Annotated in this window: 19 protein-coding genes; 4 read left to right on the top strand and 15 right to left on the bottom strand. The window is 72.9% G+C overall.

The genetic code is table 11. The features are described from left to right. Positions 1-104 precede the first annotated feature (104 nt). Positions 105-1,691, bottom strand: a complete 1,587-nt coding sequence (locus ACWCRA_RS21635) for an ABC transporter substrate-binding protein (RefSeq protein ID WP_451068351.1) — start codon at positions 1,689-1,691, stop codon at positions 105-107. A gap of 319 nt (positions 1,692-2,010) precedes the next feature. Between ACWCRA_RS21635 and ACWCRA_RS21630 the strand changes: the two genes are divergently transcribed. Next, positions 2,011-2,790 carry a helix-turn-helix domain-containing protein gene (locus ACWCRA_RS21630; RefSeq protein ID WP_351552006.1) on the top strand — a complete coding sequence of 260 codons (780 nt, stop codon included), beginning with the start codon at positions 2,011-2,013 and terminating at the stop codon, positions 2,788-2,790. 28 nt (positions 2,791-2,818) lie between these two features. Here ACWCRA_RS21630 and ACWCRA_RS21625 read toward each other — a convergent pair whose 3' ends face one another. Next, positions 2,819-4,426: an MFS transporter gene (locus tag ACWCRA_RS21625; protein WP_451068350.1), complete on the bottom strand. Its 1,608-nt coding sequence runs from the start codon at positions 4,424-4,426 to the stop codon at positions 2,819-2,821. A 159-nt stretch (positions 4,427-4,585) separates the two neighbouring features. Here ACWCRA_RS21625 and ACWCRA_RS21620 point away from each other — a divergent pair, with 159 nt between their 5' ends. Further along, entirely contained in the window at positions 4,586-5,347 is a 762-nt protein-coding gene (locus ACWCRA_RS21620) for a TetR/AcrR family transcriptional regulator (protein ID WP_351552000.1), read from the top strand. 73 nt (positions 5,348-5,420) lie between these two features. Here the strand turns inward: ACWCRA_RS21620 and ACWCRA_RS21615 are convergent, their stop codons facing one another. The 7 genes from ACWCRA_RS21615 to ACWCRA_RS21585 all read right to left on the bottom strand — a co-directional run bounded on the left by ACWCRA_RS21615 (position 5,421) and on the right by ACWCRA_RS21585 (position 11,717). Then, positions 5,421-6,140, bottom strand: a complete 720-nt coding sequence (locus ACWCRA_RS21615; protein ID WP_351558544.1) for a 3-keto-5-aminohexanoate cleavage protein — start codon at positions 6,138-6,140, stop codon at positions 5,421-5,423. Between the two features lie 58 nt (positions 6,141-6,198). Next, entirely contained in the window at positions 6,199-6,864 is a 666-nt protein-coding gene (locus tag ACWCRA_RS21610; RefSeq protein WP_351558546.1) for an RraA family protein, read from the bottom strand. 6 nt (positions 6,865-6,870) lie between these two features. Further along, on the bottom strand, positions 6,871-7,671 hold the full coding sequence (locus ACWCRA_RS21605) for a carbon-nitrogen hydrolase family protein (protein ID WP_351558548.1): 801 nt from the start codon (positions 7,669-7,671) through the stop codon (positions 6,871-6,873). Between the two features lie 67 nt (positions 7,672-7,738). Then, entirely contained in the window at positions 7,739-8,854 is a 1,116-nt protein-coding gene (locus tag ACWCRA_RS21600; protein WP_351558550.1) for an ABC transporter ATP-binding protein, read from the bottom strand. A gap of 1 nt (position 8,855) precedes the next feature. Next, positions 8,856-9,932, bottom strand: a complete 1,077-nt coding sequence (locus ACWCRA_RS21595; RefSeq protein WP_351558552.1) for an ABC transporter substrate-binding protein — start codon at positions 9,930-9,932, stop codon at positions 8,856-8,858. A 118-nt stretch (positions 9,933-10,050) separates the two neighbouring features. Beyond that, complete coding sequence (locus tag ACWCRA_RS21590) at positions 10,051-10,848, bottom strand: ABC transporter permease (RefSeq protein WP_351558554.1); 798 nt, start codon at positions 10,846-10,848, stop codon at positions 10,051-10,053. After that, positions 10,845-11,717 (bottom strand): ABC transporter permease, encoded by an 873-nt coding sequence (locus ACWCRA_RS21585; protein ID WP_351558556.1) that lies wholly within the window; start codon positions 11,715-11,717, stop codon positions 10,845-10,847. Before ACWCRA_RS21585 ends, ACWCRA_RS21590 begins: the two co-directional genes overlap by 4 nt. Before the next feature lie 254 nt (positions 11,718-11,971). Here ACWCRA_RS21585 and ACWCRA_RS21580 point away from each other — a divergent pair, with 254 nt between their 5' ends. Next, a complete protein-coding gene (locus tag ACWCRA_RS21580; RefSeq protein WP_351558558.1) occupies positions 11,972-12,457 on the top strand; it encodes an Lrp/AsnC family transcriptional regulator in 486 nt (161 codons plus the stop codon). A 111-nt stretch (positions 12,458-12,568) separates the two neighbouring features. Here the strand turns inward: ACWCRA_RS21580 and ACWCRA_RS21575 are convergent, their stop codons facing one another. Together ACWCRA_RS21575 and ACWCRA_RS21570 are read right to left on the bottom strand one after the other, a co-directional pair. After that, positions 12,569-13,060: an Lrp/AsnC family transcriptional regulator gene (locus tag ACWCRA_RS21575; protein ID WP_351558560.1), complete on the bottom strand. Its 492-nt coding sequence runs from the start codon at positions 13,058-13,060 to the stop codon at positions 12,569-12,571. A 131-nt stretch (positions 13,061-13,191) separates the two neighbouring features. Beyond that, the gene (locus tag ACWCRA_RS21570; RefSeq protein ID WP_351558562.1) at positions 13,192-13,572 is read right to left on the bottom strand and encodes a winged helix-turn-helix transcriptional regulator; all 381 of its coding nucleotides are present in this window, start codon (positions 13,570-13,572) and stop codon (positions 13,192-13,194) included. Positions 13,573-13,671: 99 nt separating this feature from the next. On the opposite strand from ACWCRA_RS21570, the gene ACWCRA_RS21565 reads away from it, so the two are divergent. After that, positions 13,672-14,073 (top strand): RidA family protein, encoded by a 402-nt coding sequence (locus tag ACWCRA_RS21565; RefSeq protein ID WP_451068349.1) that lies wholly within the window; start codon positions 13,672-13,674, stop codon positions 14,071-14,073. Between the two features lie 33 nt (positions 14,074-14,106). On the opposite strand, the gene ACWCRA_RS21560 is transcribed toward ACWCRA_RS21565, so the two are convergent. The 4 genes from ACWCRA_RS21560 to ACWCRA_RS21545 form a co-directional block, all read right to left on the bottom strand. After that, positions 14,107-15,375 carry an eCIS core domain-containing protein gene (locus ACWCRA_RS21560; RefSeq protein WP_451068348.1) on the bottom strand — a complete coding sequence of 423 codons (1,269 nt, stop codon included), beginning with the start codon at positions 15,373-15,375 and terminating at the stop codon, positions 14,107-14,109. A 333-nt stretch (positions 15,376-15,708) separates the two neighbouring features. Then, positions 15,709-17,922, bottom strand: coding sequence for an ATP-binding protein (locus tag ACWCRA_RS21555; protein ID WP_451068347.1), 2,214 nt, complete (start codon positions 17,920-17,922; stop codon positions 15,709-15,711). Next, positions 17,919-18,623 (bottom strand): DUF4255 domain-containing protein, encoded by a 705-nt coding sequence (locus ACWCRA_RS21550; protein ID WP_351558569.1) that lies wholly within the window; start codon positions 18,621-18,623, stop codon positions 17,919-17,921. The genes ACWCRA_RS21555 and ACWCRA_RS21550 overlap by 4 nt, the downstream gene beginning before the upstream one ends. Further along, positions 18,620-21,877, bottom strand: coding sequence for a hypothetical protein (locus ACWCRA_RS21545; protein ID WP_451068346.1), 3,258 nt, complete (start codon positions 21,875-21,877; stop codon positions 18,620-18,622). The genes ACWCRA_RS21550 and ACWCRA_RS21545 overlap by 4 nt, the downstream gene beginning before the upstream one ends. Positions 21,878-21,980 lie beyond the last annotated feature (103 nt).

The raw sequence follows: 21,980 nt of genomic DNA, 5'->3' as shown, positions 1-21,980 counted from the left end.
TCTCCATCCGGAGGGTGCGGAACGGAAGACGAGGGGCGCGCGCCGGGCGCCGGCCCCGGTGGCTGCCGGGGCGCCGGGAAGCGGGCGGGGGCCCGGTCCGGCGATCAGCCCTTGACCCTGGCGTCCTTGTAGCGGAAGACCGCGACGTCGTTGGTGGTCGAGACGATGTTGTCGACCTTCTTGGGGTTGTAGGCCCAGAAGCCGCTGTAGTCGAAGTAGCCGCAGTCCAGCGCCTCGTCATTGACGATCTTCGACATCTTCTGCCAGGCCGCGTCCCGTGCCTCGGGCGTTGTGGCGGCCAGGCCCGCGCGGGCGGCGGCGTCCAGCTCCGGATACGCGACCTTCAGCGGGTTGCCCGGGGCGTCGGGGGCGAACTTCCGGTTGTAGTAGTCGTGCGCGCCGGAGCGTGAGCCGTCGGAGAGGATCGCGGCCGCGTACGAACCGTTCTGGTAGGTGCTGAGGAACTGCGGGAAGTTGGGCAGTTCGAGGGTGACGTCCACACCGATCTCCGCCATCTGGCTGCGGAACAGCTCGGCGATGGTCCGCTGGGTGTCATAGCTGATGAGGGTGAACCGGTGCTTGCCGCCCACCTCCTTCATCAGCTCCCTGGCCTTCTCCAGGTCGAAGGGGTGGCCACGCAGCGACGGGTTGTGGCCGGGCTGGCCCTCGGGGAAGCGCTGGAGCGGCACCTCGCCCTTGCCGCCGAGCGCCGCGTCGATGTAGTCCTGCGGGTTCATGGCGTGGCAGACGGCCTGCCGGAACCTCTTGTCCTTGAAGGTGCCCTCGATGTCGTACATCTGGAGGTGCCAGAGGACGGAGGGGAACCAGGTGGACTTGAGCCCCTCCTTCTCCGCCCGTTCCGCCAGCGGGGGAGTGGACCACACCACGTCGAGCTGGCCGGCGCGCAGCGCGTTGTAGAGGCTGTCGGGGTCGTTGATCTGGGTGATCTCGACCCGGTCCGGGCCGACCGACTTCTTGTCGTAGTACCGGTCGAAGGCGGTGACGACCGTGCGCAGTCCCTTGGTGGAGGCCTTGGGGTCGTACTTCCAGGGGCCGGTGCCGACCCCGGTGGTCTTCCAGTTCCCGGCGTCCAGGGCTCTGGGGGAGACCATGTACATCCCGAGCCGGGCGAGATTGGTGACCAGGCTGGGGGCCGGCTCCTTGAGGTCGATCCAGACGTGTGCGGCGTCGACCGCGGTGATCTTGTCGATGGCGGCCAGCTGGCTCCGGTACTGGCTCGGGGTGTTCCGTATCCGCTCCAGGTTCTTGACCACGGCGGCGGCGTCGAAGCGGGTGCCGTCGTGGAAGAGGACGCCCTCGCGGAGGGTGAAGTCGATCCGCGACGGGGTCTCCTTCCACTCCGTGGCCAGCTGCGGCTGGAGGGTGAAGCCGTCCGGGGCGACGCTGAGCAGCGACTCGTACACCAGCGAGGTGAAGGTGCTGTTCTGCTTGGTGACGGTCTCCCAGTCCTCGAACTGCTGGTTGGTGCCCACCTTCATGGTTCCGCCCCGGCCGTTCCCGGCCCCCTTCCCGGACGAACCGGTGGCGGACGAGGTGCTGTCGGTGCCGCTGCACGCGGCGAGGGTGACGGTCAGAGCGGTGGTGAGGAGTATCCCGCCCGCCCGCCGGGCCACTGCGGAGCGGGGTCCGCGGGCCCGGCCTCCGGGGTTGGGCAATCCGTTGTCTGTCACAGCGAGAACCTCCACGCGGCTGCCTGAGCCGCCAGTGCTGTCCGAGGAGCCGATCGGCTGAGGTGATGTGCGTTATAGTGGACGACTGTGCAGCATCCTTGTCAAGGGTTGTTCAGGAAGTCAGGAAAACTCCTCCGAAGTGGACTACCGGAGGGGGCGAGGCAGACAAGCCGCCCATTTCTTCTGTACGGCTGTACAGGGCCACCCCCGCGACGATCTGCTGATGTTCAATATCCTGTGCGTTGATGTGCAGTACTGTGCAGTCATATACAGTTGTCCAGTGCGCGCACATGCCGGATTACAGCGATCGGGAGGCCCGATGAAGTCCGAGGGGGAGAGCCCTGGTCTCGGTGGACGACTCAGGAGGGTCCGTACCGAGCGAGGGCTGTCACTGCGGGAGCTGGGCAGGCTCGCGGGCTGCTCGGCGAGTCTCATCTCGCAGGTCGAACGCGGCCAGACGGCCCCTTCGGCGGGGGTGATCTACGGGATAGCGAACGCGCTGGAGATCTCCCTGGACTATCTCTTCGGGGTGGGCGAGACGGCGGAACCCGTTCCCGCTCCGGCCGGCGGGCCGAGGGCTCCGCAGGTCGCCCCGCCGCCGCGGGCCGGCGGGCCGGGGTTCCCCGGCGCGACGGCGGGAGCGCCCGCCGGGCGCGCGGTCCGCGTCGCCGCGGCGGAGAACACGATCGGCGAGCCGGACGGCGAGCCGTCCGCCAACGGAGCCGCGCCCGCGCCCGGCCCGGGGCTGGCGCCGGCGGCGGAGACCATCGTCCAGCGCGGGGACCGGCGCCGCACCATCGACCTCGCCAGCGGAGTCCGCTGGGAGCGGCTCACCCCGCAGCAGGACGCCCGGGTCGACTTCCTGGAGGTCGTCTACGCGCCCTTCGGCCGCTCCACCGACACCCGCTGTCCGATCCGGCACGACGGCCGCGAGTACCAGCTCGTCCTCCAGGGGACCCTCCACGCCGATGTCGGCTTCGAGACCTATGTCCTGGAGGCCGGGGACTCACTCGCCTTCGATCCCGCCACCCCGCACCAGTACCGGAACATGACGGGCGACGAGGTCCGCTGTGTCTCGGTGGTCGTCCACGCGGACTGAGCCCCGCCGCCCCCGCGCGCCGGGCGGATCACCCGGCTCCCCGGCGCCGGCGGGGCGCGCTCCCGGGCGCCGGGCGGCGTGTCCGCGCCACGAGCAGCCGGCCGCAGGACCAGCACACGTCCACGAGCACGACGAAGGTCCAGATCCTGCCGGCGCCGTGGAGCAGCCCCTCGAAGCCGGGCCCGTGGCCGCCACCGCCGGCCGGCGCGGTGGTGAACCCCTCGGTGAACAGGTCCTCGATCCAGGACAGCCCGAGGAGCAGCAGCACCAGCTGGGCGGCGGCGAACACGGCCAGCCGGGCCCCCAGCTCCCGGACCCGCCGGCGCGGTGTCCTCGGGCGCGCACCGGGGACCGGCTCCGGAGCGGTTCGCGCGGGATGCCCGGTTGTCGCGGGATGCCCGGTTGCCCCGGCCAGGGGCGCCTTCGGCGGGGGCGGGGGCGGCAGGTCGGCGACGCCGAGGCTCCGTACGGCGCGGGGCATGATCACGGCACCGGCCAGCAGCGCCGCCGCCCCGGCCAGACACGCGACGGCCCACTCCGCGCCGTCGTAGAGCGCGCCCGCCGCCAGGGAGCCGGCCAGCGCGCCCAGCAGACTCGCCGACTCGTACACCCCCATGCCGCGGCCGGTCCGTGCGCCGGACGCCTCGGCGATCACGGCCTGCTGGATCGGCATCACGGCCGCCGAGGCGAGTCCGCAGAGAATCCAGAGCGCCGCGATCACCACCGGATGCGGTGCCCACACCAGGCCGGCGGCGAACGCCGCGCCGGCGAGCGAGGCGCACCTCAGCACCCGGGCCCGGCCGAAGCGCACCACGAAGGTGTGCAGCCGCTCGGCTGCCCAGGTCTTCGCGATGGCGCCGGGCAGGAACACGAGGGCGACCTCCAGGACCTCCAGGCCGAAGCCGCGCTGGAGATGGAGCACCAGGAGCAGGGAGATCGCCGCCTCGGCCGTCATGGTGAAGGCCACGGCGACGAGCATCGGCCGCAGCCTCCGGCCCACGGCGCCCAGTCCAGCCGCCGCCGCGCCCGCGTCGGCGCGTCTCCCGGGAGCCGCCCGGCGGGGGGAGGCCAGCAGCAGGACCGAGGCGGCGGCACAGGCGGCGGCGCAGGCCAGGAAGACCCCCCGGTAGTCGATCGCGCTGATCAGGGTCATGCCGGCGAGGAACGCGATCCACGAGCCGTTCTCCTGCGCGGCGAGCAGCCGGGGGAAGACGCCGGAGTCCTCCGCGAGCCGCTCGCTGATGATCGCCCGGACGGCGACCCAGAGCAGCGCGCCGCCCGCGCCGCCGGCCGCCGCCGCCGCGTAGGCGGGGGGCGCGCTCTCCGCGAGCGCGTAGCCCAGGGCGGAGAGCGCGTGGAGCGCGGCACCGGCCGCGGCCACACGGCGGCGCTCGCAGGCGTCGGCGAGGACGCCGGCGACGGGCCGCATGACCACCGACACGGCCATGCCGACGGCGAGCAGCAGGCCGACCTCGGTGGCGCCGAGGCCGATGGCGGCCCCGGCCCAGAGAGGGAGCAGGAAATCGGTCAGCTCGGTGGGCCCGTTGGCCAGGGTGGCGGCCAGGAGGGTGTTCTTCTCGCGGCGGCGGCGGGCGCGCGCCCGCTTCGTCACCGGCACCGGGATGTCCCCGATCATGCGCAGACCCCATAACTCCGAACGGCGTTCGACTTACTCCGAACGGTATACGGAGTTATTCGGCCGGGTAAAGTGCCGATGCCGGAGGCCGGTGCGAGGAGCCGTCCCCGGAGCGGCCGCGCGGGAGAGACGGCCGAGCGACAGGGCAGGGGCACATCCATGGCACAGGCGCCCACCGGGGCCACCGCGCAGGAGCGCGCTCTGGAACTGCTCTGGAGGGACGGGCGGCGCGGGGCCCGCGGCCCCGAGCGGGGACTCACCCTGACCCGGATCGTCGAGATCGCGATCGAACTGGTGGAGGCCGAGGGGCCCGCCGCGCTGTCGATGCGCCGGGTGGCGGCCCGGCTCGGCATCGGTACCGCCTCCCTCTACACGTATCTGCCGGGCAAGGCGGAACTGGAGGCGCTGATGCTCGACGCCGTCGCCACCGGGCCCGTACTGCCGCACGAATGGCCGGGGGACTGGCGCGCCAAGCTGGAGTCCTGGGCGCACGCCGACTGGCGGGCGATCCAGCTCCGCCCCTGGGTGCTGCGGCTGCGCGCGTCCGAGCAGGTGCCCGGCCCCAATATGCTGCGCTGGCTCGACTCGGCGCTGCGGGTCTTCGACGGGACGGGGCTGAGCGAACCGGAGAAGCTGGCCGCCGTGGAGTCGGTGGACGCCTATGTGCGGGGGCTCGCGCGGCTGCGGCTGGACAGCGGTGCGCCGCCCGGGGGCGCCGGTGAGGCGGGGGCCGAGGAGACCCGCCGGCGCGACAGCGCCCTCGGCCGGCTGGTCGACTTCGACCGCTATCCGGCTCTTCAGCGGGCTCTGTCGCAGGGCGCCAGGCCGTACGCGGGCGACCAGTTCGACTTCGGGCTCCAGCGGCTGCTCGACGGTGTCGAGCGGCTGATCGAGAGCCGCGCCGACCGGGCCGGCGGCTGACCCGGCGGCGGCTCCCCGGACCGGCGCGGTACCGCGCCGGTCCGGGGAGCGCGCTCCGGCACGGGCAGCGGCGTCAGCCGGCGGCCAGGGCGCGCGCGGCGCGGATCAGCGACGCGTTGTCGGGGGCGTCCGTTCCGTCGGGAAGGTCCGTGCCGTCCTCGAAGCCGACGCGGGTCTCGTGACCGTCCTCGATCGCGGCCCGCACCAGCGGCCACACCGTCGGCCCGTCCCCGTGGTACAGGATCGGGCAGACCACCCCCGCCTCCCGGATGCGCGCGGCCATCGCCCGGGCCGCCGCGACCGCCGCCCCCGGCTCCTCCTCCACGGGTTCGATCAGAACCCGCACATTGTCGTGCAGCGTCGGCGACTCCAGCAGCCGGGGGACGTCGTCCATCGTCCACACCGCGCTCTCCAGGACCATGCCGCGCGCCACGACCAGCTCCGCCGTCCGTGCCGCGTCCTCCTCGCTGAAGGCCACCGACGCGAAGTCGGGCAGCACCTCCCACGACTCGACGAGCCGGTACCGCTCCTCCGGTCCCGAACAGGTCCACAGCCCCGTGGTGGTGCCGACGACGGCGTCCGGGGCGACGGCGCGGATCGCGGACAGCACCTCGGCGAGGGCGTCGGGCCGGATGGTCTGTCCGCCGTCCGGGGTGCGGACATGGAAATGGACGACATCCGCCCCGGCGGTGAGCACGGCGAGGGTGTCGGCGGCGATCTCCGCCGCGGTGACCGGGACGGTGGGCCGTTCGGTCTGCGAACGCCCGCCGTTGACGGCGGCTTTGAGCAACACGGGATGGTCCTTTCGGCAAGCGGATGGGGGAGAGGGGGAGTCCGGGACGGGAGGCGGTTCAGCCCAGCCGCCGGAGCGCCCGGGTGGCACCGGTCAGCGAGCCCAGCGGCTCGCCCCGCCAGACCTCCGCGACGAGGGCGGGTTCCTCCGCGTCGTCGGCGAGGGCCTCGTCGACGACGGCCGCGAGCCGCGCGGCGGGGGCGATGATCACACCATTGGCATCGCCGAGGACGAGGTCACCGGCGTGGACCGGGACACCGCCGCAGACGACCGGCGCGCACAGCGAACCGTCCGCGATCCCGTGCAGCTTGGTGGTCAGGGCGGTGCGCCCGTACGCGTACACCGGCAGCCCGAGGGCGCGCAGCGCGTCGATGTCGGTGCACAGGCCGTCCACCACGGCGCCCGCGGCGCCGCGGGAGGCCAGCGCGTTGGCGACGACCTCGCCCAGCGGCGCGTGCCGCCGGTCGCCGCCGCAGTCGACCACGACCACGTCACCGGGTTCGACCAGCCCGGCGGCGTGGTGCAGCACCGTGGAGTCCGTCGCGGTGATCCGCACGGTCACGGCCCGGCCGACGATCCGCTCGGTTCCGGCCTGCCGCTGGAGCAGGGGGTCGCAGAAGCCCTCCTCCAGATAGTGGCCGAGGGTGGGGAAGTCCACCCTCCGGAGTTTCCCGGCGAGTTCCCCGTCGAGAGGGGCGGGCAGTTCACGCAGGTCGAGCGGCATGACGGGTCACCTCGGTCCGATGATGATGCGGCGGTTGCGGAGCACGGGCAGAACCGTGCGGGCCCGGTCGATCCGGTCCTTGTCGGCGTCCACGACGAGCAGCGAGCGCTCCTCCTCGCCGAGGGCGGCCCGGACCACGCCGAGCGGGTCGACGGCCATGCTCATCCCGATGCAGTCGGGGGTGGTCAGCGAGGACGCCACGACCCAGCAGGTGTTCTCGATGGCCCGGGTGCGCAGCAGCGTCGCCCAGTGGTCCTCCTTGAGAGGGCCCTTGACCCACGCCGCCGAGACCGACAGCAGATCCGCGCCCATCTCCACCAGCGACCGGGTGAACTCCGGGAAGCGGACGTCGTAGCAGTTCACCAGGCCGACGTTGAAGTCGCCGATCCGCACCACGACCGGTCCGGTGTCACCGCGCTGGACCCTGCGGGACTCCCGGTAGTCGAAGGCGTCGTACAGATGCATCTTGCGGTAGAGACCGAGGATCTCCCCGCTCGCGGCCACGGCGGCCATGGTGTTGTACGGCAGCGCCTCACCGCTGTCCTCGAAGCCGGCGGCGATGACCGCGATGCCGTGGGTGGACGCGATCCGGGTGAGCCCGTCGAGGAAGGCGGGCCAGTGCCGTTCGGCGAGTTCGCGGAGCGGCACCTCCTCGGAGCCGTCGGTGTCCGACGGGACCATCGACTCCTCGGGGAAGACGACGAGTTCGGCGCCCGCCGCGGCGGCCTCCCGGGTCATCTCCTCGATGACGGTGAGGTTGGCCGCCGCGTCGGCGGTCGGGGCGAACTGGGCTGCGGCGACCTTCACGGTCGTGTCTCCTCGCTGTGGGGGTTGCGGTGGGGGCAGGACGCGGATTCGGGCCGGGGGTTCGCGCTCATCCGGCCAGCACCCGTGAGTGCCGGGGGTGCCAGCCGGCGGCGACACGGTCGCCGATCGCCGGTCCGCCCGCGTCCGTACCGCGCACCTCGGCGACGAAGTCCCCGCCGTTCGTGAGGGTGAGGTGGTAGCGGGTGGCGTTGCCGAGGTAGACGATCTGCTGGAGGACCCCGTCCACGAGGACGGGGCAGCCCTCCGGCTCCACGCCCGCGCGGCCGAGCCGGACGTTCTCCGGGCGGACGGCCAGATGCACGTGGGTGCCGTCGGCCAGGCCATGGCCGTCGGGGACCGCGAGATTCCCGAGCCCGTCCACCCCGAGGCGCCCGCCGGCGAGTGTCCCGGCCAGAAAGTTGGAGGTGCCGATGAAGTCGGCGACGAACCGGGTCGCCGGGCGTTCGTAGACGGCTTCCGGGGTGTCGATCTGGAGCACCCGGCCGCCGTCCATGACCGCGATGCGGTCGGACATGGTCAGCGCCTCCTCCTGGTCGTGGGTGACGGTGACGAAGGTGACGCCGACCTCGCGCTGGATCTTCTTCAGCTCCAGTTGCATCTCGGCGCGCAGCTTCTGGTCGAGGGCGCCCAGCGGCTCGTCGAGGAGGAGCAGCGAGGGGCGGCCGATCAGGGCCCGTGCGATGGCGACGCGCTGCCGCTGCCCGCCGGAGAGCCGGCCGATGGCCCGGTCGCCGTAGCCGTCGAGGCGCACCAGCGCGAGCGCCTCCCGCACGGCTTCCGCGATCTCCGCCTTCGGCCGGGATCCGCGGACCTTCAGCTCGAAGGCGACGTTCCCGGCGACGTCGAGATGAGGGAACAGGGCGTAGCTCTGGAAGAGCATGTTGAGGTCCCGCTTGTGCGGCGGTACGCCGGTCGAGGGGACCCCGCCCAGCTCGACGGTGCCCTCGGTGGGCGTCTCGAAGCCGGTGATCATCCGCATCAGGGTCGTCTTGCCGCACCCCGAGGGGCCGAGGATGGAGAAGAACTCACCCGCCCGGATGTCGAGGGTCACGTCCGAGACGGCCGGGGTGGTGCCGAAGGTCTTGCCGACTCCGGTCAGCCGGACGGCGGGCGGGCCCGCCGGTGCGCCCGGCCCCGGGTCCTTCAGGATCGCTGTGGTCATGTCAGGACGCCTTCACCTTGGTCCAGCCCCGCTGGAAGTGCTTCATCGCGGTGCCCGGGTCGAGCAGGAAGTCCGCGTTCTCGATGGCCTCGTCGGACGCGTAGATCGCCGGGTTCTCCAGCGCCTTCTTGTCCTTGACGAACGCGCGCGCCTTGGCGTTGGTGCTGGCGCTGCCGCCGTCGTCGGTGGCCATCGCGGCGATCTCGGGGCGCAGTGTGAAGTTGATGAACCGGTAGGCGGCGTCCGTGTTCTTCGCGCCCTTCGGGATGGAGAGGCCGTCCGTCCAGATCGAGCCGCCCTCCTCGGGGATGACGTAGTGGACGTTCTCGTTGGCGGCGACGACCTTCGCCATCGCCGTGCCGCTCCACGCCTGGACCGCGCACGCCTGCCCGCTGGAGAGCAGTTGCGGGTAGTTGGTGGAGTTGTAGCCCGCGAGGATCTTCTTCTGGTTCTCCAGCGCCTTCGTCGCCGCCTCGATCTCGCCCTCGTCGGTGCTGGTGGCGCGGGCGCCGGTGACCTGGAGGCCCGCGATATAGGCCGCCAGCATGTTGTCCAGCATGTAGACCTTGCCCCGGTGCTCCGTGTCGAACAGGGTCTTCCAGCTGGTCGCCGAGGGGATACAGGTGTCGTTGTAGGCGAAGCCCGTGGTGCCCCAGATCCACGGGACGCTGTACTTGTTCCCCTTGTCGTACGAGGGGTCGCGGAACTTCTCCGCGAGGTTCTCCAGGCCCTTGATCCGGGAGTGGTCGAGCGGCTGGATCAGCTGCTGGCCGATGAGCTGCTGCACGGTGTACTGGCTGGGCTCCACCAGGTCGTAGCCGGCCGAGCCGGAACTGAGCTTGGCGGTCATGGTCTCGTTGCTGTCGAAGGTGTCGAGGGTGACCTCGATCCCGGTCTCCGCCTCGAACTTCTTCACCACGGACTCGGGGATCTCCCCGGCCCAGGCGTAGATGTTCAGCTTCTTCCCGCCGCCGGAGCCCGCGTCGGAGCCGGAGCCGCCGCAGCCGGCGAGGAGCAGTGCGGAGACGGTGGCGATGGAGACGGCGAGGACGGTTCTGGGGACTCTTCTCGTACGCATGGGGGTGTGCCTTTCACGGGTTCAGCGGGTCCGGGGGTGCGCGGTGCGGGGGTGCGCGGGCGCGGGGATGCTTCGGGTCGTCGGGGGACGGGCGGCGCGCGGCGCCGGTCGGGGCCGGCTAGCCCTGCTTGCCGCCGAGGAGCACCTGCCGCATCTGGCGCAGCCCGACGCCGAGGATGATCAGCAGCGTGAACAGCACCAGCAGCGTGCCCAGGGCGTTGATCTCGGGTGTCAGACCGCCCTTGAGCATCGAGTACACCCGCAGCGGCAGGGTGGTGGAGCCGATGCCGTTGGTGAAGGTCGACATCACGATGTTGCCGAACGAGATGGTGAAGCAGAGCAGCCAGGCGGCGAGCAGCGGCTGCCGCAGCAGCGGCAGGGTCACCCGCCGAAACGCCTGCCAGGGGTTGCAGCCGAGATCGGTCGCGGCCTCCCCGAGCGAGGAGTCCAGCGCGTTGTACGCGCCGAGGACGATCAGCGCCGCGTAGGGCAGGGTCACCACCAGATGCCCGAGGACGAGGGTCGTCATCCCGAGGTCGGCGCTCAGCGCCCCGAAGACCGACAACAGGGCCACCCCCAGCACGATCTCGGGAATGATCAGCGGCAGGAACAGCCCGCCGGAGAAGACGGCCCGCCGGCGCCTGGTCAGCCGGGCCATGCCCATCGCGGAGAGCAGCCCGCACACGGTGGCGAGGGTCGCGGAGATCAGGGCGACCTCCGCGCTGACCCGCAGCGCGGCCAGCAGTTCGGTGTTGTCGGCGAGCGTGCCGTACCAGCGGGTGGAGAATCCGGCCCACTTGTACGTGACCTCGGAGTCGTTGAACGACAGCACCACCACGACGACGATCGGGATGTAGAGGAAGGCGATGACGCCCCGGGCCAGCCAGGCCGTCACGGTGTCGAGGACGTGCTTCATGCCGTCTTCCTCCTCAGCCGCCGGGCGGCCACTCCGAAGACCGCCATCGAGGCCACCATCAGCACCAGCAGGACCACGGAGGCCGCGGCGCCCATCGGCTGGTTGCGGAACTCGGTGTATAGGGTCACGATCAGATTGCCGACGAGCTGGTCCCGGCCGCCGCCGAGCAGCACGGGGATGACGAAGACGCCGAGGGTCGGGATGAAGGTGAGCAGCGCCGCCGCGAGCATCCCGGGGCGGGCGATCGGCAGCAGGACCCGGGTGTGCACCCGCCACCAGCCGCAGCCGAGGTCGCGGGCGGCCTCGCCGAGCGAGTTGTCCACCCCGCGCAGGGAGGCGTAGATCGGGAAGATCGCCGTCGGCAGGAAGGCGTACACCAGGCCGATGAACGAGGCCCCCTGGCTCGGTATCCACTGGGTGGGCCCGTCGGTGAAGCCGAGGGCGTCGGTGAGGCTGTTGACCGGGCCGCCGGGGCTCAGCAGGTTGATCCAGGCGAACGTCCGGACCAGGAAGTCCGTCCAGAACGGCACGATGATCAGCAGCAGAAGCAGCATCTGGCGCTGCGGGGAGCGTCCGGCGAGGTAGTACGAGACGACATAGCCGAGGACCAGGCAGACCAGGGTGTTCAGGGCCGCCATGCCGAGGCTGTAGCCGAAGACCTTGAGGTAGATCGGCTCGAACAGGTCCTGGTAGTTGGTGAGGGTGTACCCGCCCCGCACCCCGCCGTACGCGTCGGCGGAGGCGAAGCTGTTGCGCACCACCAGGAGCAGCGGCACGAGCACCAGACCGAGCACGGTGATCCCGGCAGGCGCGAGAAGCGCCGTGGTCACCGCCGCCCGGCGCGCGGAGCGCGGCGCTGCTGCCGTCACCGGGACGTCCGGCGCGGGCGTCGGTCGGGCGGAGGGGTTCTGTGCATGCGCTCTTCTCCTTGGCTCCGGGGCGGGGCGTCGATGGAGAACAGCGTCGGTCATCAGCCAGTGGCCGGAAAGATGTAGATGAGACGAATCCCGTGGAAAGTCGAGGTAATTTCCACGGATATCGCAGCCGGAGGTCGGTGTGATGGTCGACTCTTGACGTATGGGTGATGATGGCTGTCAGTACCATCCACCTTTGGAGGCGCCTTATGATCGATGACCTGGACCGGCAGATCATCGACCAGCTCCGGGTGGACGGCCGCCGCTCCTTCGCCGAGATCGGCCGCGCCGTCGGTCTCTCCGAGGCCTCCGTGCGCGCCCGCTACCAGCGGCTCCAGCGCAAGGGGGTGCTCCAGGTGGTGGGCATGACGGACGCGATACGGATGGGCGAGATGGAGGTCCACCTCGCGGTCCGCGTCCACCATGTGCCCGTCGCCCTGGTCGCCCGCGAGCTGTCCCGGATGCCCGAGATGCGGTACGTGGCGTCCTGCGTCGGGCCCTACGACCTCATCGTGGATGTGCGCTGCCGCGACCTCGAACACCTCGCGGAGCTGCTCACCGAGCGGGTGCGCCGGGTCAACGGCGTCGCGCACGCCGAGGCGCTGACCGTGCTGGAGGTCATCAAGGACTCGTATCTCTGGGCCGGCTTCCGCGAGGTCCCGGTGCGCCCGGGGGAGCGGATCATCCCCGGCTGAAACCGGCGCGGCCGGTGGCCGCGCCGTGGTCGGGGCCCGTCCGCGGTGGTGGCCCGTCCGCGGTGGTGGCCCCGCCCGGAGCGGTGGGCCCGCCCGCGGCGCCGGCCCCGCTCAGACCGCCGGCCGCCGGCCCGGCTCCTCGGTGACGCCCTGCCCCACGGCGCTCGCCAGCCCGCTCCACGAGTAGTCCTTGAAGTGTTCGAGCAGCAGCAGCACCTGGACCCGGGAGACGCCCGGCAGCATCCGGATGTCGTCCAGCAGCTGCACCAGCTGCGCCTGATCACGGCAGGTGCCGTCCAGGAAGATGTCCTGGCTGCCCGCGCAGAGCGCCACATGGTTGATCATCGGCATCCCGGAGAGCGACTTCGCCACCGCGCGCGGGGTGAGGTCCCGGACCCGGATCATCAGCCGTACCGACTGATGGCCCAGTGTCAGCGGGTCGCACAGCGCGACGATCCGCAGCACACCGCTCTCCTGGAGCCGGGACACCCGCTGCCGCACGGTCGCCTCGGAGACGCCGAGATCCCGGGCGAGCCCCGTGTAGGGGGTCCGGCCGTCCCGGGTCAGCGTCTGCACGATCCTGCGGTCCATGTCGTCGAGCACGCCCCCACCATGGCATACGCCCGTCCCGGGGCGACAGGCCCGCCGGGCCGCCCGCTCGGCCCGCGACGACGGCCCGGTGCCGGCGGGCCCGCGCACCCGGGGCGTGCCGGCCTCACCCGCGCACCGGGGCCTCAGGCGTCGAAACGCCGGCGGGCGGCCTCGATGTCGCCGAGATACCGGTGGGTCCAGCCGCACATGCCGTCGACGGTGGCCCGCAGGGCCTGGCCCGGCTCGGTGAGGGTGTACTCGACCCGTGGGGGCACGGTGGGGTGCACCTTCCGCGCGACCAGGCCGTACCGCTCCAGCATGCGCAGATTCTGGGTGAGCATCTTGTGGCTGACGCCCTCGACCTCGTTCCTCAGCTCGCTGAAGCGCAGGGTGCGTTCGCCGAGCGCCTCGATGATCAGGAACGCCCACTTGTTGGCCACATCCGAGAAGATCTCCCGCGCCAGCGAGTCCGCGCGCCGCAGATCCGCGTCCTCGGGCGAGCCGGTGAACTTCTTGGTCACCATCGGGTTCCCCGGTTTCTGAGAAGTGCGTTCTTCCGGACCGGAGGACACTCTCCTACAGTTTCCCAGTAACCACAAGAGAGCAAAGGGAGTGCGCGGAACATGAGCGACCTCGATGTCTTCCACCACAACGTCCCGGCCGAGAGCGCCTTCGGCTACGCGCAGGCGATCAGGTCCGGCGCGCTGATCCATGTCTCCGGACAGCTCTCCCTCGACGAGACGGGAGCCTTCCGCCACCCGGACGACTTCGAAGCCCAGATGCGGCGGACCCACGCCAACATCGACAAGGTCCTGGACCACTACGGCGCCACCCGCGCCCGGATCGTCTCGCAGACCCTCTACCTGGTGGACTTCGGGCGCCACGCCGAGGCGATGGCGCGGGGCAACCGGGCGTACTTCGGCGGCCACCGCCCGGTCAGCACCGCCGTCGGTGTCACCGGACTGACCTTCCCCGGCCAGCTCATCGAGATCAGCGCGATCGTCGACACCGGACTGCCCGGCTGAACCCGGCCGGGCCCCGGCCCTCCGGACGGCGGCTCACTGGCCGCCGTCCACGGTGGACAGATCGATGTCCCAGCTGTGCTCGTCCGCGGCGTTGGCCGTGATCGGCGCGGGTGCGTCCGGGTTCTCGGGGTCGAAGGTGGAGGTCAGCGTGTGGGTGACGACCGGACTGGTCCACGCGGCGGCGCCGGCGTTGAAGGCGCCCGTGTTCCTCGCGACCTTCCAGCGGAAGCTGACGCTGTAGGACGCCAGCCAGTACCCCTGGGTCATGCTCCGGTCGGTGGAGAACCCGGGGTCGTCGTTGAAGGTGATGCGGTCCTTCGAGTTGTCGATCACCGCGTTGTTGTAGAGCGGCCGGTACGGGCCGTCCTGCACCCAGTCCCGGAAGGTCTCCTGGCCCGGCGCGGGGTTGTCGGGGGTGATCTGGACGCTGCGGTCGGTGACCTGCTGCCAGAAGTGGTAGTTGGTGGCGACCGAGAGCGGCGCCCCGTCCGGGTTCCTCAAGGACGCGGCCTGGGTGAAGCCGATGCTCTGGTTGGCGTTGAGCCGCTGCGAGGCCGGGCCGTCGTACTGGGAGGTGAAGACCAGTCTCGGCTTGTTGAGGTCGAAGTTCTTGCTGCTTCCCCGGGTGTTGCGGCGCTGCGGCGGAGGGCTGTTGCCGCTGGCCACTTCCTCCTTCTTCCGCTTCGGGGGCATCCGCTGCACCGGAGCCCCGGCACCGTGCCCGCCACGCCCGGGCCCGTGTTCGTGACCATGGCCGCTCCGCCCGCTCTCACCGGACCTCCCGCCCCCGGCCGCGCTCCGGGACGGCGCGGCCATCGCGCGCCTCGCGCCGGCCTCCGCCTCGCGTTCGAAACGGTCCGACGGATCGGAGATCCTGAGGCCGTCACCGGTGTCGGTGCCGGCGACCGGTCCCTGGCGCTGCTGGACGACATGGGTGAGTTCATGGGCCAGGGTGTGCGGGTCGGCCCCACCCGCACCGATCACGACATGGTTGCCCGAGGTGTAGGCACGGGCGCCCACCTCCGCCGCGGAGGCACGGGCCGCGCTGTCGTCGTGCACCCGGACATCGGAGAAGTCCGCCCCCAGCCGGGCCTCCATGTCGGTGCGGACGGAGTCGTCCAGGGCCCGCCCCGGGGAGCGGAGCACGGCGTGCACCGTGGCGCGCTGCACCGGCCGCCGGCTCTCCGGCCCGGGCGCCTCCCCTCCGGCCCCGGCCTCCCGCTGGGCCTCCGCCTCGACCATGCGCGCCACGGCGGCGTTGCCGATGGTGCGCTGGAGGGTCGCCGCCCCCTCGGGTGTCATACGGCGGACACCGGACCCGGCACCGGACACCGGCCCCGCACGCCCCGCCGCTCGCGCCGGGGATGCCGGGCGCGCCGCCCTCGCCGGCCGTTCGTGTGCATGCACAGCTCTGGACCCTTCCGCCCGGGATCGGACGCCGCTCGCCCCGCGGACGCATCCGTACGAGACTATCGGCGCGCTCGGCGGAGGGAAGTACCCGGCGGGGCAGGGGTGCTGTCCCCCGGGGCAGCGTCATCCGCCCTCCCGGACGCAGGCCCCGGCCCCTCGCGCCCGCCCCCCACTCGCCTCCCCCCGCTCCTCTCGGCCCTCGGCCCTCCGCCCTCCGCCGGACGGTCATCCGCCGTCGGCCGGCGCACGGTCCAGCCAGGGGCCGAACTCGCTCTCCAGAACCAGCCGGCCGAGTTTGCGGTACTCCTGGAGCACCGCCGACACCACCTGCTCCATCCGGAGCGGCTGCCCCGACTCCGCCGCCAGATAGGCGGCGGTGACCGCACAGGCGCGGATCGACCCGCCCGCCAGCTCGAACCGCGCCGCGCAGAAATCCAGATCCAGATCCGCGCCGCGCGGGATGGCCGGCCCGAGACAGCGGTCCCACAGCGCCCGTCGCCCCCGGGCGTCCGGCACGGGGAACTCCGCGATCACATCGAGGCGCCGGGTGAAGGCCTCATCGAGATGGGCCCGCAGATTGGTGGTGAGCACCGCGATCCCGTCGAAGGACTCCATCCGCTGGAGCAGATACGCCGACTCCACATTGGCGTGCCGGTCGTGCGCGTCCCTGACCTGAGAGCGCTTCCCGAAGATCGCGTCCGCCTCGTCGAACAGCAGGATGCCGTTGACATCGGATGCCTCGGTGAAGATCCTTTCGAGGTTCTTCTCGGTCTCACCGATGTACTTGTCCACCACGGTGGAGAGGTCCACCACATACAGCTCCATGCCCAGGTCGGCGGCGACCACCTCGGCGGACATGGTCTTGCCCGTGCCGGACTCACCGGCGAACAGGGCGACGACCCCCCGGCCCCGGCCGCCTCCCGGCCTCATCCGCCACTGCCCGAGCACCTGTCCCCGGTGGCGGGCGCGCAGCGCGAGTTCCGTCAGCCGGCCACGGGTCCCGGCGGGCAGCACGAGGTCGTCCCAGCCGACCGAGGGCTCCACGCGGCGGGCGAGCCGCTCCAGACCCGCGCCGTTCTGCGCCCGGACCGCCGTGCGCAGATCCCGCGCGTCCACCGGCCGCTCCTCCAGGGCAGCGAGCCGGGAGGCGACGGCGGCGGCCTTCCGTATCTGCTCGGAGTCGAGCCGGTGGGCGGCGGCCGTCCCGATGAGCCGCTCGTCGGCCCCCGCGTCGCGAGCGGCCGGGCCGGCCGCCGCGAGCGCCCTGCGCCACTGCCGGGCCACGCCATCGGGGCCGGGCGGCAGGACCCGGACCGGGACCGGGCTGTCCCGGGTCCACAGCGGGTCCCAGGTCCGCTTCCCATGGGCGATCAAGGGAGTCCCGCCGACCGCCGCGCAGAGACCGGCGAGCAGCCGCGCCCCCTCCGGCCGTTCGGGGGCGAGTGCTTCGAGCGGACCGAGCACGACCCCGCCGCGGCTCAGCCGGGCCTCGGCCGCCAGCGCCCGCACGAAGGAGCCCGGTTCGGGAGCGGTGGCGAGCGCCGCGGTGTCCACGACCAGCGGACGGAGCCCAGCGGCGCGCACCGCCTCGACCGCCAGCCCGCCCGGATCGCCTCCCCGGTCCAGCAGATGCACCAGACCGCTGCCCGTGCCCAGCGCCGCCGCCACCCGCAGGGCCTCGGGCCCCGGGTCGTCCGGCGCGCGCCCGGGCGCGGCGGCGTGGACCAGGCCCCGCAGCCTCCCGTCGATCTCGTCGTCGCCGAGCAGATGGGCGGTGATCCGGTCCGGCACCCGCAGCACTCGTGAGAGCAGGGGGCGCTCGGCCTCCAGGATCTCCAGCAGCCCGCCCGCGACCAGCGGGGCGGACGGCGAGAACCGGAACCGGCCGGGGCTCGCGGCCGGCAGTCCGCACAGCTCCAGCGCCAGCCCGACGGTCGCCCGGCGGCGGGTCAGATCGTCGTGGAGATACCCGTAGAGCCGCTCGAAACGGTGGTCGATGTCCGGGGCCATCGCGACCAGCAGGAGGTCCAGGTCGAGCGGGGCCAGACCGAAACCGTCGACGAGCCGCCGGAGCCGGCTCCCCGGCGGAAGGTGCGGCGGCTGTGCGTCTCCGAGCGCCGGGACCTGGTCCGGTTCCGGTTCCGGTTCCGGGTCCTGGCTCTGGTCCTGGTCCCGGCTCTGGTCCGGGTTCTGGACCTGGTCCGGGTTCGGGACCGGCGCGAACGCGTCGCGGGAGTCCATGATCCGTTCCGCCGCCTCGGGGGTGAGGTACTGCCCCCGGTACGGATCGTCCGGTTCCGGATCGTCGGCCCGACGGGCCGTCACCGCGATCCTGACCCGCCGTTCGACGAGGGCCAGCCGTTCCCAGAGCTGCCCGGCGTCCGCCGCCGGGGTGCCGGGCGGTGGGGCGGTGGCGCGGACACCCTGTGCCGTGGTCACCGGGCCGCGCCCCGGCGCCTGCGCCGGCCGGGCGGCGACGGCTGTTCACGTATCCCGGCGAACCCCTGCTCGCCGGGGCCGGGGATGTCCCCGTACCGCAGCCGGCGCCCCGGCTCCACCGCTTCGCCGTCCCGCGCGGCGACCGCCCGCACCACCAGCCCCTCGGTGACGGGCGGGCCCGCGGAACCGCGTTCACCGGCCAGCGGCGCCCGGACGCGCAGATCGATCGCGGCCTTCAGCTCGCCGCCCAGCGCGGACCACACATCCGCCGCGGACGGCCCGTCGGCGCCCGGGCCCGCCGCCTCGATCTCCACGGCCAGCCCCAGCTCGGCGAGGCTGCCCGTGCGCATCCGGGCGGGCAGCACATCCGACCGCACGAGCGCGCGCAGCACATCGGAGAGCAGCCGGTGTTCGTCCTGGGGCCGGTTGGTCCAGGCGGTGACCAGATAGGTCAGCTCGAACCAGCGCGGCGGGGTCCACCGCCCGGTCACCATCCCCTGGTCGTCGTACTCCTCGGCGGCGCCGGTGCGGCGCCGGCTCGCGTCCTCCCGGATGCCGTGGAGGAAGACACTGACCGTGGGGGCGTTCCGCCGGGCGGCCCAGTCCTTGGTCGGCGCGTCGAAGACCAGATCGACACCGCTCTCCTGGACACCGGCCTCGACCAGCAGCAGCCGCAGCCCCTCGTCCACCTCGTGGATCACCGCCGCCCCACCTCGTCCGGCGGGACCATCGTGCCGCTGACCACCAGGAAGTCCGTGGTCACCGGGCTGAACCCCGACCCCCTGGCGGTGATCACCCGCGGCCCCGTCCCGTCCTTGGCCAGGATCAGCAACTGGGCGATGAAGGTGCGGTTCCCGCGTACGGCGGTGGGCGGCGCGGTCGCCGTGATCCCGGGCTTCCAGCTCAGCGCGACGGAGGCCCCGGGCGGGAAGTCCCTGCCGCGCACGGAGGTGACGAAGCCCGGCTTGCCGACGGCCGGCACCGCGACGATTCTGGGCTGGAGGATGCGCAGCGCCGTCCTGGAGACATTGTCGCGGGGGTTGGCGTCGGTACCGGTCGTGGTCAGCGTCCCGGTGACGGACGTCCTCAGCGCCCGGTTCGGCGAGAGCACGACCCGGATGACGGTGGATTCCCCCGGTTCCAGGTCGGGCAGGGCGCACACCCCGGCGGCGCAGCCCGCCGGGAGCGAGCCCGCCGGGACGCGCGCGGGCAGTCCGAGCCTCAGCCGCAGTCCGGTGGCGAGCGCGTTCCGCCCGTTGCGCACGGTGTACGTCACCACCACCCGGCCCCCGACGAAGCCGGGGTTGGGCCGCGCCCGCACGGTGACGGCGGGTCCCGCCTCGGGCTCGGGCGCCTCGGGGGAGGAGGACGGGGGCCGCGTCGGTTCCGCACTCGAAGGCGAGGGCGACGGGGTGGGGGTGGGGGTGGGAGTGGAAGGGGGACGGGGTGATGTGGTCGGTGTCGGTGTGGGGCTCGGTGTGGGGCTCGGCGTGGGCGTCGGCGTCGGGCTCGGAGTCGGGGTGGGGCTCGGAGTCACCTCCCGGACCGGGACCGTCGTACCGGCCGCGTTGTCCGAAGGGTTCGGATCGAGCACGGCTCCACCGACCGACCAGCCGACCCGCTGATCCCCCGGCGTCACCCCGGTCAGCCGGGCGGTGACCTCCACGGCGGCCCCGGGCCGCAGCACTCCGAGATCACACTGCGGCGACCCGGCGGCGCAGGTCCCGGCCGGGGTGGTGAGCCGCTCCAGCCGCACCCCCACCGGGGCGTCGACGGTCAGCGTGGTGCCGGGCGAGAGCGCGGGGCCCCGGTTGGTGACGGTGACCGTCACCGACACGGCGGAACCCACCTCCACCGAGGGCCCGGTGGGCGGTGCGCTCAGCGACAGATCGACCGACTGCTGGAAGCCGGGCTCCTTCTGCCGCCCGGGCAGTCCGGTGCCGAACGGCGTCAGATCGCCCGACGCGAGGTCGAGCACGGAGAGCTGCTCGGGGGAGTTCGCCGCGAGCGCCCTGCGCGAACTGAGCACCAGCCGCTCCGCCTCCGGCGACCAGGCAACGTCGCGCGGCTGGAAGGGCCCGGTCTCCGAGGTGTCGGGGATGTCCTGGCGACAGGCGTCCGGGTTGTCCCGCTGGACGGACGGGAGCACGACCTGGCACGCCCCGCCGGAGAGCGAGGCCAGCACGATCCCGGCCCGCTCGTTGACCCGGCCGCCGCCGTCCTTGCGGTTGAAGGCGACCCGGCCGCCGTCGGGGGAGAACGCGGGGCTGTCGTCGATCACCTCGCAGTCACCGGGACAGATGGTGGCACTGAGGTTCCGCTGCTGGTCCAGCGCCCGCACCGGCACGGTCCAGATGTGCTTGTTGCCGCCGACGCCCTGGATCACCCGGTTGCGGGTGAAGGCGAGGGTGGTTCCGTCCGACGACCAGGTCGGCTGCGCGTCGCCGCCGGCCGGCTCCCCGGCGGGCGGCACGACCTCACCGACGATCGCCCCCGTGGCGGCCTCCGCGATGAGCACCCTGCTCGGCCCGGCGGCCCCGCCGACCCCGCCGGGCGAGGTCCTGGTGAACGCCAGCCGGGAGCCGTCCGGCGAGAAGGCGGGGTCGGTGTCCCAGTCGCGCGGGCCGCGCCCGGCGAGCGGCATCGGCGCCGCGTTCGCCCCGTCGGCGTCGGCCAGCCAGATCCGTTCGACGCGCCCGGCGTCCGAGTCCTCGAACCGGGTGACGACGATGCGCCTGCCGTCCGGTGTGTAGTTCTGCCGCTCGGTCCACGGGTCGAAGCCCGGGGCCGGGTTGAACAGCGGATCGGCGGCGGGGTCGGTGTTCGTGGCCGCCGCCGGGTCCTCCTTGAGCAGGGTCAGCCCGAGGTCCCGGGGGTCCGACCCGTCCTGTCGGACGTCCTGGAGCGTCACGACGTTCGCCGCCGACGCGCTCGTCCGCGCGACCACGACGGACCCCGAGTCCAGCGGGCCGAGCCACCCCGGCGAGTCGACCGCACGGTCCTCGCTGAGCACGGTCCTCGGCGCGGTGCCGGTGAAGGCGGTCGCCCGGTGGACATGGTCGAAGTCATCGCAGCCGCAGCTCAGATCGGGGCTGAGGAAGAGCAGATCGTTTCCGTCCGGGAGCCAGCTCGCCGAGTGCGTGCGCCAGCTCGCCGGCCCGTCGGCCAGCAGCGGACGGTCGGTTCCGGGGCCCTCGGTCGCCCGGAGCCGGGGCCCGCTCCCGTCGTCCCCTTCGAGGGTGTACGCGACCAGCGCCCGGTGCGCCGCGTCGTCCACCGGGTTCCACACCGGCTCGGTCGCGTCGCCCGCCGGGCCGTCGCTGATCCGGGTCGCCGCGCCGCCCGACACGGCCCGTTCGTAGATCTGCCGGCCCCGCGCGGGGCCGCCGTCACCGGAGTACGCGATCCGGGAACCGTCCGGGGAGAACGTCGGTGCGCTCTCGTCGCCCCCGGTGTCCGTCAGCCGCCGCAGTCCGGAGCCGTCGGCACCGACCGTCCACAGATCGCGCTGGAGCCCCCCGCCCGGTGCGGGCTCGCCCGAGTCGAACACCACGGTCCGCCCGTCCGGGGAGAGTTCCGGGTGGGCCGCGTCGCGGTCGGTGGTGAGTCTGCGCACCGCCCCGTCCGCGCCCCGCACATAGACCTGCGGGCGCGCGGTGTCGCGCCGGCTGGTGAAGACCAGCACGTCACCGCGGGCGGAGGGGTCCTGGTCGTAGTGGGCCGGGCCGGGCCCGAACAGCGGATCGCTGCGCCCGGGGTCGGCGACCCGGCCGAGACTGCGGTGCTCGGTGCCCGCGTAGACGATGCGCCCGCCGTCCACCGCCTCGGCGGTGAGCCTCGGCGCGCCCTGCGGGGCGGACGCGGACCCCACCACGAGCAGCGGCGCCAGCAGCACCACGGCACCGGTCAGTCGGCCCAGCCGGGAATGCCCCACCGGGCCAGCAGCGCCGCTCACGGCCCACCTCACAGTCTGGATCGTCGGCTCTCCGCCCTCAGCATCGCGCTCGCACGGGGCCGAGGACAGGCCGGGAGCACCCCGAGCGGGGGAAGGAGCCACT

Source organism: Streptomyces sp. NPDC001889 (genome assembly GCF_053594535.1).
This window is presented reverse-complemented; position numbering and strand designations above follow the sequence as displayed.